This is a genomic window from Paeniglutamicibacter sp. NPDC012692 (assembly GCF_042901625.1).
Taxonomy (GTDB): Bacteria; Actinomycetota; Actinomycetes; order Actinomycetales; family Micrococcaceae; genus Paeniglutamicibacter.
The window spans coordinates 742,391-752,540 of record NZ_JBIBDE010000002.1 but is presented as its reverse complement, the minus strand read 5'-3'; the positions used below and the strand labels follow the sequence as shown (position 1 = coordinate 752,540).

At 67.6% G+C, this 10,150-nt stretch carries 10 protein-coding genes; 3 read left to right on the top strand and 7 right to left on the bottom strand.

Annotated elements, in window-relative coordinates:
• Positions 1-146: 146 nt before the first annotated feature.
• The 7 genes from ACFY5D_RS11590 to ACFY5D_RS11560 form a co-directional block, all read right to left on the bottom strand.
• Positions 147-1,232, bottom strand: a complete 1,086-nt coding sequence (locus ACFY5D_RS11590; protein WP_387529471.1) for an inositol-3-phosphate synthase — start codon at positions 1,230-1,232, stop codon at positions 147-149.
• Between the two features lie 144 nt (positions 1,233-1,376).
• Entirely contained in the window at positions 1,377-2,606 is a 1,230-nt protein-coding gene (locus ACFY5D_RS11585; RefSeq protein WP_387529468.1) for a DUF6716 putative glycosyltransferase, read from the bottom strand.
• A complete protein-coding gene (locus ACFY5D_RS11580; RefSeq protein WP_387529465.1) occupies positions 2,603-3,628 on the bottom strand; it encodes a hypothetical protein in 1,026 nt (341 codons plus the stop codon). Before ACFY5D_RS11580 ends, ACFY5D_RS11585 begins: the two co-directional genes overlap by 4 nt.
• The gene (locus tag ACFY5D_RS11575) at positions 3,625-4,995 is read right to left on the bottom strand and encodes a polysialyltransferase family glycosyltransferase (protein ID WP_387529462.1); all 1,371 of its coding nucleotides are present in this window, start codon (positions 4,993-4,995) and stop codon (positions 3,625-3,627) included. Before ACFY5D_RS11575 ends, ACFY5D_RS11580 begins: the two co-directional genes overlap by 4 nt.
• Positions 4,992-6,032, bottom strand: coding sequence for a glycosyltransferase family 2 protein (locus ACFY5D_RS11570; RefSeq protein ID WP_387529459.1), 1,041 nt, complete (start codon positions 6,030-6,032; stop codon positions 4,992-4,994). Before ACFY5D_RS11570 ends, ACFY5D_RS11575 begins: the two co-directional genes overlap by 4 nt.
• Positions 6,033-6,177: 145 nt before the next feature.
• Positions 6,178-7,071, bottom strand: a complete 894-nt coding sequence (locus ACFY5D_RS11565; RefSeq protein WP_387529456.1) for an N-acetylneuraminate synthase family protein — start codon at positions 7,069-7,071, stop codon at positions 6,178-6,180.
• A 99-nt stretch (positions 7,072-7,170) separates the two neighbouring features.
• A complete protein-coding gene (locus ACFY5D_RS11560) occupies positions 7,171-8,388 on the bottom strand; it encodes a cytidylyltransferase domain-containing protein (RefSeq protein WP_387529453.1) in 1,218 nt (405 codons plus the stop codon).
• Between the two features lie 262 nt (positions 8,389-8,650).
• Between ACFY5D_RS11560 and ACFY5D_RS11555 the strand changes: the two genes are divergently transcribed.
• The 3 genes from ACFY5D_RS11555 (at position 8,651) to ACFY5D_RS11545 (ending at position 10,133) form a co-directional block, all read left to right on the top strand.
• Positions 8,651-9,103, top strand: a complete 453-nt coding sequence (locus tag ACFY5D_RS11555; protein ID WP_387529451.1) for a MarR family winged helix-turn-helix transcriptional regulator — start codon at positions 8,651-8,653, stop codon at positions 9,101-9,103.
• 146 nt (positions 9,104-9,249) lie between these two features.
• Positions 9,250-9,495 (top strand): hypothetical protein, encoded by a 246-nt coding sequence (locus ACFY5D_RS11550; RefSeq protein ID WP_387529449.1) that lies wholly within the window; start codon positions 9,250-9,252, stop codon positions 9,493-9,495.
• 338 nt (positions 9,496-9,833) lie between these two features.
• Positions 9,834-10,133: a DUF4193 family protein gene (locus tag ACFY5D_RS11545; RefSeq protein ID WP_387529446.1), complete on the top strand. Its 300-nt coding sequence runs from the start codon at positions 9,834-9,836 to the stop codon at positions 10,131-10,133.
• The last annotated feature ends 17 nt before the right edge of the window (positions 10,134-10,150 follow it).

Sequence of the window (10,150 nt, the reverse complement as noted above, 5' to 3'; positions counted from 1 at the left end):
CCGGGCCCCGGGGGGGGGGCGCCTGCCCTCCACCCCCCCGGCCCCGGGGGGTGGGGCCCCCCCCCCCCCGCCCCGGTACCCCCCCGGCGCCCCCCCCCCCCCCCGGGGGGGGGGCCCCCCCGCCACAAGTGTCTTGCAGACGGGGCTTAGCGCTCGATGTCGCCGCGGATGAAGGCCTCGACCTTTTCCTTGGCGATGTCGTCGTTGTACTGCTCCGGCGGGGACTTCATGAAGTAGGAGGAAGCCGAGAGGATCGGTCCGCCCACGCCGCGGTCCAGGGCGATCTTCGCGGCGCGCACGGCGTCGATGATCACGCCGGCGGAGTTCGGGGAATCCCAGACCTCCAGCTTGTATTCCAGGGACACCGGGGCATCGCCGAAGTTGCGGCCCTCGAGGCGCACGAAGGCCCACTTGCGGTCATCGAGCCAGGCGACGTAGTCGGACGGGCCGATGTGGACGTCGTCGTCGGACAGTTCGGCAGAGGTGTTGGAGGTGACGGCCTGGGTCTTGGAGATCTTCTTGGATTCCAGGCGGTCGCGCTCAAGCATGTTCTTGAAGTCCATGTTGCCGCCGACGTTGAGCTGGTAGGTGCGGTCCAACGTGACGCCGCGGTCCTCGAAGAGCTTGGCCATCACGCGGTGCGTGATGGTGGCGCCGATCTGGGACTTGATGTCGTCGCCGACGATCGGGACGCCGGCGGCGGTGAACTTGTCGGCCCATTCCTTGGTGCCCGCGATGAAGACCGGCAGGGCGTTGACGAACGCAACGCCGGCGTCGATGCAAGCCTGTGCGTAGAACTTGGCGGCGGCGTCGGAGCCAACCGGCAGGTAGCAAACCAGGACGTCGGCCTGTACGGCCTTGAGCGCCGCAACCATGTCCACGGGTTCCGCGGAGGACTCGGTGATGGTCTCGCGGTAGTACTTGCCGAGGCCGTCGAGGGTGTGGCCGCGCTGGACGGTCACGCCGGTCGCCGGGACGTCGGCGATCTTGATGGTGTTGTTCTCCGAGGCGAGGATGGCATCGGCCAGGTCCAGGCCTACCTTCTTGTCGTCGACGTCGAATGCCGCAACGAACTCCACGTCGTTGACGTGGTACTTGCCGAACTGAACGTGCATCAGACCCGGAACAGTGGCCTGGGGGTCAGCATCACGGTAGTACTCGACACCCTGAACCAACGACGTGGCGCAGTTGCCCACGCCAACGATTGCAACCCGAATCGGATTTTCCGACACCTTGTCTCCTCAAACTGTTAACTTCTGGGCAGGGGAAGACCCACCGTCCAGTTCTTTAACAATGCTAAGTGAGAATGCCGCCCAGTTATTCCCAAGCGTTTCAAATAATGGTAAAAGTGACGTCCGAAGCCTGTCAGGACGTGCTCAGAGGCTTGCCAGGCGCCGCCGGAGCCTGCGCAGTGCCGTCAGCACCGGGCGTGGAAGCCGGGTTCGCAAACGGGACCGCAGGCGCTTGCGCAGGGCGGGCTCGCGCACCAGGGCCAGCTGCGACTCGCTGGTCTCCAGCTGCCCGAGGCGCGCCCGCAGGGCGTAACTTTCGAGGGACGAGGCGAACTCGGGGCCGCGGCGGTGGAAGTAGTTCTCGCGCAGCCAGGCCCGGTTGGGCGGGGAGAACTGCAGCCCCTGGGCGTCCTCGAGGGTGCCCAGCAGGCCCGATCCGCGGAACACGGTATTGAGCATCGATTCGTTGAGGCCGAAATCCGTGATCACCAGGACCGGCAACCCGCGGTCGATGGCCTCCAATGCAGCGGTGGACGAGACGGTCAGCAGCGCGGCGCCCGGGACCAGCACGGCATCCATCGAACCCGTCGCGAAATCCACGTGGCTCTCGCCCACGGCGCCGCGTGCCACGAGGTCCTCCCACAGGGTGTCGAAGGGGAAGGCCTCGGCATGGGTCTGCGGTTCCCCGGCCCGCGCGCGCAGCTTGACCACCACGCGCACCGCGGGGTTCAGCCGGGCGGCCTTGTCCAGGGCCAGCAGGATCGCCTCGCGTTCCTCGCGCTGCACCGGGACCTTGGCCTGGGCCGCGAACACCACCGAGGTGATGGGCCCTTCCTGCGGCTGCGGGAACCCCGCGGTCCGCAGGAAGGGCAGCTTGGAGACCATGACCTCCGGGCGGTGCTCGGTTTCCCGCTCGGCCAATTGATCGAATTCGCGGGCCTCCGCGTGCGAATGCACGATGAAGGCGTCGCCCATGCGCCGGAACCGCCACCCCTTGGCGGTCGCCGGGTAGGCGACGCCGGGGAGCGCCGAAACCAGGGCCGCCGGTCGCGGCCGGTTGCCCCGGGTGCGCAGCAGCTTGGCAAAAACGTCCTTGACGACCGGGCCCGTGGCCGCGGCAAAGACCACGTCCGCGTTCAGGGAACCGTAGTCGAGCGCGGAGAGCGGCAGCACCTCGATGTCGTCGCCGGCGAAGGGGGTTCCGAGGGTGGCGGCGCCGATCTGCTCGTCGGTGGGGACCAACGGTGTCCGCACCAGCACGACCCTGCGGTCCCAGTCGGGGCCGAGGGCCGCGAGGGTGGTGCACGCGAGTTTCAGGTAGGAATCGGAGTCGGCGACGGCGACGATGCGGGGTCGGAAATCTGCTGTGTTCATGTCGTGTAAAACTCCAATGACGAGGATAGGTGTGCCCGCAGGGCGGGGGACGCGGCGGGTGTCCACCAGTGGACGGGAACGTCCTGGCCCAGCACCCGCACGCCGTTGGCGCCGAGCAGCAGGCGCAACGAGGGCAGCGCGGTGGACGGGAGCGCGCGGACGACCTGCCCGCGGCGCAGCGAGCGCAGGCGCATTTCCACGGGAATGGTGTGCGCGTGGACCGTGGCGCCCCCCTGCGCCGCAAGCCGGGCCAGGAACGCGTCCGATTCGCGCCGGTGCGGGAAGTAGGCGAGGGGTCCCTCGTCGGCCAGCGCCCGCAGCCAGTCGAGGTACTGCTCGGCATCGATGAGCCCGTCCGCGGCCAGCGCGGAGCCCACCACCACGGTGGGCTCGGTGATGCGCTCGGTGGCCGGCTGGGTGTTGAGCCATTCGAAGCCGTGGTGTTCCAGGTGTCCGCCGAGCGCACGGAACTTCCGCGCGGTGTCGGCGGGCACCGGAAGGCCGGTGAAGACCAGCAGGCGGCCGGCCCGGGCCAGCGCCCGCAGCCGGAACCAGCAGGCCACGCCGAGCGCCCGGCGTGCGGCGCCGTGGGCCGAGCGCGGGCGCACCAGCGCGGTGGGTTCCTCGCTGACCAGCGCCTCGAGCAGCCCGAGGGTGGCCATCCCGTCGTCGATGACGACGATCTCGCGGACCGCAAGGTACCCGAGCAGGGCCCGTTGCACGCGGCCGGAGAACGCGTCGCCGGTGGCCCAGCGCTGGGCGCCGGTGGAGCCGGGCGCCGGCGGGGCGGCGCTGGGGGACGCGAACTCCACGCCCTCGGGGGCCTGGGCCATGAGCGTCTGCAGCGTGGCGTCGAGGGCCGTGGTGCCGCCCCGCGGGTGGATGCGGCTGGTGGTGCCCAGCAGCCCGGCGCCGTGCGCCTCCACCGCGGAGAGCATCTGCAGGGGCGATTCCACCCACACCTCGGCATGGCCGAAGCGGGGCCTGGCCACCGCCGCGACGTCGAATCGGGTGGCCGTCACTGTTCCGTCGTCCGTTGGAGGCCGACGCGATCGAGCTGGCGGCGAATGAAGCCGGCCGGGTGCAGCGTGCCGCGGCGTGCGGCCCGTCCCACGAGGTCCCGCAGCCCGCGGGCGGGCGCGGGGGCGGGGGACGCCGGGGGCAGGGTGTTGGGCAGGCCGAGCCGGTGGAGTCGGCGTTGCTTGAAGTAGCGTCCACGTTCGACGGGGTGGCCGGCCAGGTAGGCCTCGGCGGCCGCGTGCAGTTCGGGCAGGAGCGTGGGCTGCATGGCGTACCCCGCGGCCTCCAGGAGCGACTGCATCTCCGCACCCGGGGCGACCTGGTGGACAAACATGGCGTCGACCAGGGTCAGCGGGATCCTGTTGCTGTTTTCGAACGGGGCCAGTTCCTGGAGCAGGCCGGAGGTGCCCACCGCGTGCGCGGGGATGCCCAGGAGCGTGGAGCAGGTGACCAGCGCGGTGGAGAAGCAGCTGACGACCGCCAGCGGGCGCAGCTTCAGCGCCACGACCTCCGCGCCCAGCGCGGATTCGTACACGTGGAGCTCCACCCCGATCCGCCGCGCCGCCTCCGCCAGGCGCAGCGCGGAGGCGGGGGAGGCGCTGGGGTGCGGCTTGAAGACGACGGTGTCGGCGCCCCCGTCGCGGGCGGCCTCCAGCATCTGCTCGTGCAGCAGCTGCTCGGCCCGCTCGTCGATCAGGCCCAGGCTGTGGAGGTACTGGCCGAGCACCAGCACGCAGTGGGTGGATTTCCGCGCGAGGGCGTCGAGCCGCGGATCGTCGGCTTCCTCCGCGAGGGCGGCGAAGACCGTGGCGAGGTGTGCCGGGTCCATGGGCAGCAGCCGCGGCCGCGCCTCGCGCAGGAGCAACGGCTCCAGCCCGGGGACCAGCTGCGGGTAGGCGATCCCCGCCAGCCGCTGGCTGATCGAGAGGGAGACGCGTTTGCGGGTGGGGCCGTAGGACATCAGCCCGTCCGAATGGACCGTCAGGGGGGCGTCGTGGAAGATCCGGCACAGGGCTATTGCTGGGTTGACTTGGATGGATTCCACCACCAGGTGGAGTGGTTCGGCGCCCAGGGCCCAATGCGAGCGCAGCAGCTTCTCCCACATCCCGAGTTCCTCGGAGCGGGGCTTGAACTGGTGCGGGCGGCGGGGCCAGAGCAGGGCCGCGAGGTCCACCACGCGGTCGAAGCGGGCGGCCAGCTGCGCAAACCCGGCGGACTCGGTGATGGGGGTGGTCAGCTCCGGCACTTGCGAGCCGTCGGCCAGCACCAGGACGCGCTCCCCGTCCGGCGCCGGCAGCGTGCCCGAGTCGATCATGGCCGCCAGCGAGGCGACCTGGTAGGCGGTGGAGGCCATCAGCAGCTGGATCATGCGTTGCTCCGCTCCGGGTCGATGAGGTCGGCGACGTCGATGGAGTCGGACAGCAGCGGGCCCAGCTCGGAGGCGCGCTCCGGGTCCAGCCCCGCGAAGGCCTCGCGGAGCTCGGCCTCGGGCAGGGTTTCGGCGGCCTCCGCGACCAGGCGGTCCAGGTCCGCGGCGACGGCGGCCGACATGTTGGATTTCCTCGAGTTGTGGTGCGCGGTGATCGCCAGGAACTGGCGGATCACCTTGGGCCAGTAGAGCGCGGCGTCGGGCTCGTCCCGCAGGATCCCGAAGGCGAGCCGGTACGCCGGGACGAAGTCGAGTTGGCGCGCGTCGAAGATCTGCGTCAGCGAGGTGTCGATCCCGCGCCGGTAGAGGATCCCCGGGGCGTTCGTGACGGCGTACGAGTCGCATTCCAGGTGCAGCCGCCAGATCCAGGCCCGGTCCTCGGCCGTGTGCAGGCCGTCGGGGAACCTCAGCAGGCCGCGGTCGGCCACCCGCCGCTGGAACATGCCGGCCCAGGCGTAGGGGTAGTCGACCATGGTGGATTCGGTGTCGGGAAGGATGGACGCGCGCGGGTCCAGGGCGACGTTGCGCAGCGCCTGGGGCGCCCGGTGCAGCTCGCGGGTGCCGCCGGTGACGCGGATGTGGTCGGTGCGCACAAAGTCCACGTCGAGTTCGTCGAGGCTGCGGCTGCAGGCCTCCAGGTGCCCGGGGGCCAGCCAGTCGTCGCCGTCCAGGTAGGCGATGTGCGGCGCGGTGCTGGCCTCGAGGCCCTGGTTGCGGGCCGTGGCCAGCCCGCGCGGGGAGTCGTTGCGGATGATCCGCAATCCCGGCAGCCGGTCCCGGAAGCCCGCGGCAAGCTCGCCCGTTCCGTCGCTGGACCCGTCGTCGATCACCAGCACCTCGAGGGCGGCCGGGTCGGGAAGCTGGCGTTCAAGGCTGGCCAGGCAGTCGCGGATGAAGGACGCCTGGTCCTTGGCGGGAATGATAACGCTGATGCGGTGCGCGGTCTGCGGCATTGCGGGGGATGGATCCTTGATCATCGGCGGAAAATCGGTGTTCTGCGGGGACGCGGTGCCCCGGGGCGCCGGCCGGGCCGGTTCGGGGGTCAAACTCGGGGGCCAAACGCCGGAGGCGGGGAGGACGGCGGCATCCGCCGGACCGTCCTCCCCGCCCTGGGGGTGTTTGCTAGGCGTCGACGCGGCGCAGGCGGGACAGCGGTGCCAGCTCGCCCGGGAAGACGCGCTTCACGCCGTCGCCCATGGCCTGCTCGAGGATGCGGATGTCGCGGATCAGCGCCTCGAAGCCCTTCGGCTCCAGCGAGGAGGCCTGGTCCGAGCCCCACATGGTGCGGTCAAGGGTGATGTGGCGTTCGACGGTGACGGCGCCCAGGGCGACGGCGGCCAGCGAGATCTGCAGGCCGCGCTCGTGGCCCGAGTAGCCGACCGGCACCTGGTAGCGCTCCTGCAGGGTGTTGATGGTGCGCAGGTTCGCCTCTTCCGGGGGCAGCGGGTAGGTGGAGGTGGCGTGCATCAGGACCAGGTTCTTGGTGCCGAGGGTTTCCACGGCGGTGTCGATCTGCTCGATCGTGGACATGCCGGTGGAGAGGATGATCGGCTTGCCGGTCTCGGCGAGGGCCTTCAGCAGCTCGATGTCGGTGACCGAAGCGGAGGCGACCTTGTGGGTCAGCACGCCCTGTTCCTCCATGAAGTGCACCGAGGGCACGTCCCACGGGGAGGCGAAGGCGTGCAGGCCCAGCGAGGCGGCGTAGCGGATCAGTTCCTTGTACTGGGCTGCATCGAACTCGACCTTGTAGCGGTAGTCGAGGTAGGTCATGTCGCCCCACGGGGTGGAGCGGATCTTGTCGCGCATGTCCATCGGGGTGGAGATGTCCGGGGTGCGCTTCTGGAACTTCACTGCGTTGGCGCCGGCTGCCGCCGCGACGTCGATGAGCTGCTTGGCGATCTGCATGTCGCCGTTGTGGTTGATGCCGATCTCGCCGATCACGTAGACGGACTGGCCGGTGCCCAGCAGCTGGTCTCCGATGGCGACGGGTGTGGTTTCCAGGGTGGTGATGCTCATGGTTTCTTGCCTTTCGGGAGTTTCCCGGACCGATGCTTGTGTTTGGGTTAAGGTCACGGGGCGGTGGGTATGGAAAATCTTGGGTTGGCTACGGGGCGCTTAGTTGGCCCAGGCCGGCACGACGGCCAGGTGGCTGGGTGCCGTGGATTGGTTGGTTGCGGTGCGTCCGGCGAGGATGAGGTCGGCGGCCTCGCGCACGGCCCCGTGTCCGCCGGGCGTGGCGAGCCGGTGCCGGGCCGCGGCATGGACTTCCTCGCGGGCGTCGGCCACGGTCAGCGGCCAGCCGACCAGGTTCATGGGGTCGAGGTCGTTGACGTCGTTGCCCAGGTAGGCGACGCGGTCCGGATCCAGACCGCGCTCGGCCATCCAGCGCTTCAGCACGCGGGCCTTGTCGTTCACGCCCTGGGCCACGTCGATGCCGAGCTTTGTCGCTCGGGCCGTGACAACCGGGTTGGTCTCGCTGGAGAGGATCATGAGGTGGATGCCCGCCTTCTTCAGCAGGGAGATGCCCATGCCGTCGGCGCGCGAGATGCGCACGGATTCCATGCCGTCCTGTCCCAGGTAGGCAGTGTCCGCGGTGTGGACCCCGTCGAAGTCGGTGACAAGTGCATCAACGTCCAAGCCCTGGGCCGGTGTGGTCCGAGCCAGACGCCATTGTGCCAATTCCAGGTCGGCCATGGTGTCGATGTCGATTCCGTGTTCCTCCGGGACCCTCGCCAGCGCGAGCGAGCCGAAGAACCGATGCCCGGCTTCGAGGAAACCCGCGGTGTCCATGACGTAGAAGGCGCCGGTTTCCCTGAAGCGCGGCTCGCGGTCCTGGCGGCGCGGGCGCCGTGCCTCGTCGTGGCCGCTGGCGTGTGCGGATCCGGTCTCATCGCAGGTCCAGTGGAACCCGTGGTCGGGAACCACCGAGAAGCTCACATCCGCTGCGCCGCTGGCGACCGTGGTGATGGCTGCCTGCAGGTCCGCGGGGTCGATCACCGGGGACGTGCATTGGATGAAGATGGTGATTTGGGGGAGTACGTCCAGAGTGCCCAGGACGTGTAACAACACCGATTCGCTGCTTGCTGTGTCACCGGCGATCTCTGCCGGGCGGTCGATGACTGTTGCACCGTGGGCCAGGGCCTCGGCCTTGATTTCCGGGTGGTCCGTGCTCACCACGACGTCGATAACTGACGGCGTGGCAAACGCGGATTCAATGGCCCGGGCCAACAAGGTTTGGCCGCCGATCCTGCGCATGTTCTTTAGCGGGATTCCCTTGGACCCACCCCGTGCGGGGATGATGACCAGGGTTTTCGCTTCACTGTTCGTGCTCACATCAAGGACGCTATCGAGGCTAAACAACGCCCGACCGGCATTTAGGTTAACGGCAGAAGACAAGTGGGGAACGAAAAGAAGCAGGTGCCTTCAGGCCGGGGATTGCGCCGGCGGGATGGAAGAAAGAGACATGGGTCGGGTGTTGCGCGTTTGCGTGTAAATGGGTTTTGGGGACGTTCGGGCACTCGTTCCGCGTGGCCGGCGAGGCGGGTCGGGTACCTATGATGGATATGTCGAGTCATCCACCAAAGCAGGGAACATAGTGAGCGAAAAACCTCTGGCAGATCCGCTGGCACTGGAGAACCAGGTCTGCTTTGCTCTTTCCCTTGCATCACGCAGCGTCATTGCCGCCTACAAGCCGGTGCTTGAGCCGTTGGGCCTGACGCACCCGCAATACCTGGTGATGCTGACGCTCTGGGAACACGAACCACTGTCCATCAAGGAACTGAGTGGCCTGCTCCATCTGGATCCGGGGACCCTTTCCCCTTTGGTCAAGCGCATCGAGTCGCTGGGATACGTGCAGCGAAGCAGAAGCGCATCGGATGAACGGACACTCGAAATCGTCCTGACCCAAAAAGGCAAGGACGCCCGCGAGGTTGCACTGGAAGTCCCCAAGGAAATGATGCGACGCCTTGACATGGACGCCCAGGAACTTGCCGGGCTGCACGCGAGCATGAAGAAGGTCATTGCAGCGGCGCTGCGGGCACCGAACTAACCACTGGTCCACTAGGCGTTGATTGCCCTCGCATAATTAGTTGGTGCACCAATTATTGGACTACAGTTTAATCGTGGAACCGGATTTCCCGGGGGTATTCGGCCAGCACCCGCAGGCTGATTCTTTACAGAAGAGACTGGAAAATCATGAGCGACAAGCGACTTCCCATCGTTGAAGACATCACCGGGCTTAGCCGGGGTTATCGCCTGCGTTGGCGCCTGCAATTTCTGGGATTCTCCATTTTCGGCCCGGCCGACCAGCTACCCAGCCGGGATCCGCGTGAACGCCTGAAAATTGATCGGGCGCGCAAGGTGCTTCGCGCCCATGAGGCCCAGGGAACCCCGGCGCCCGAAGAAGTCATTGAGACGGCCAGAATCAACACCGCGGAATAGACCGCGCCTCAACATTCGGGCCCGGCGCCATTCGCGACGGACCCGAACGCTTTTAACCCGGTTTGCAGTGCCCCGGGGGTTCCAAAGTCGTGGCTGCATTAATGCGCGGACGCATCAGCCCCCAACTACGCCGGTGGCATAACGCGTGGGTTGCGCGGCAAAACCCGCCTGTTTTAGCGCTTTGGCGGGTGACATTGCTCATTCGGGAACGAAATTCTGCCCCTTATACCCGATTCCGGGCACCAAATCACACATCGCGGCGACAATCGTTTAGGTTTCTCCCTGATTCCTCGCCTATGATTACTCTCGATTCCAGCACCACGAGCAAAGGTATGGCCATGGCCCAGGACTATGACGAAGTACGACCAGACGTAGCCGAGGCGTCCGAAAAGACCCTGCAGCAGGTCCAGAGCATGGATGCGCCAACCGCCAAGAGCGTGCAGTCCGACCTTGAAGAGGTCGACCACTCCGAAGGGCAGGAACTGCCCGGTGCCATCGTTCTCGATGAGCTCGTTGTTGAGGTTATCCCGCAGGCCGAGGACGAATTCACCTGTGGTTCATGCTTCCTGGTTCGCCACCGCAGCCAGATTGCTGCCGAAAAGGACGGCATGAAGTTCTGCCGCGAATGCGAAGGCTAATTTTCTAGGTTTCAACA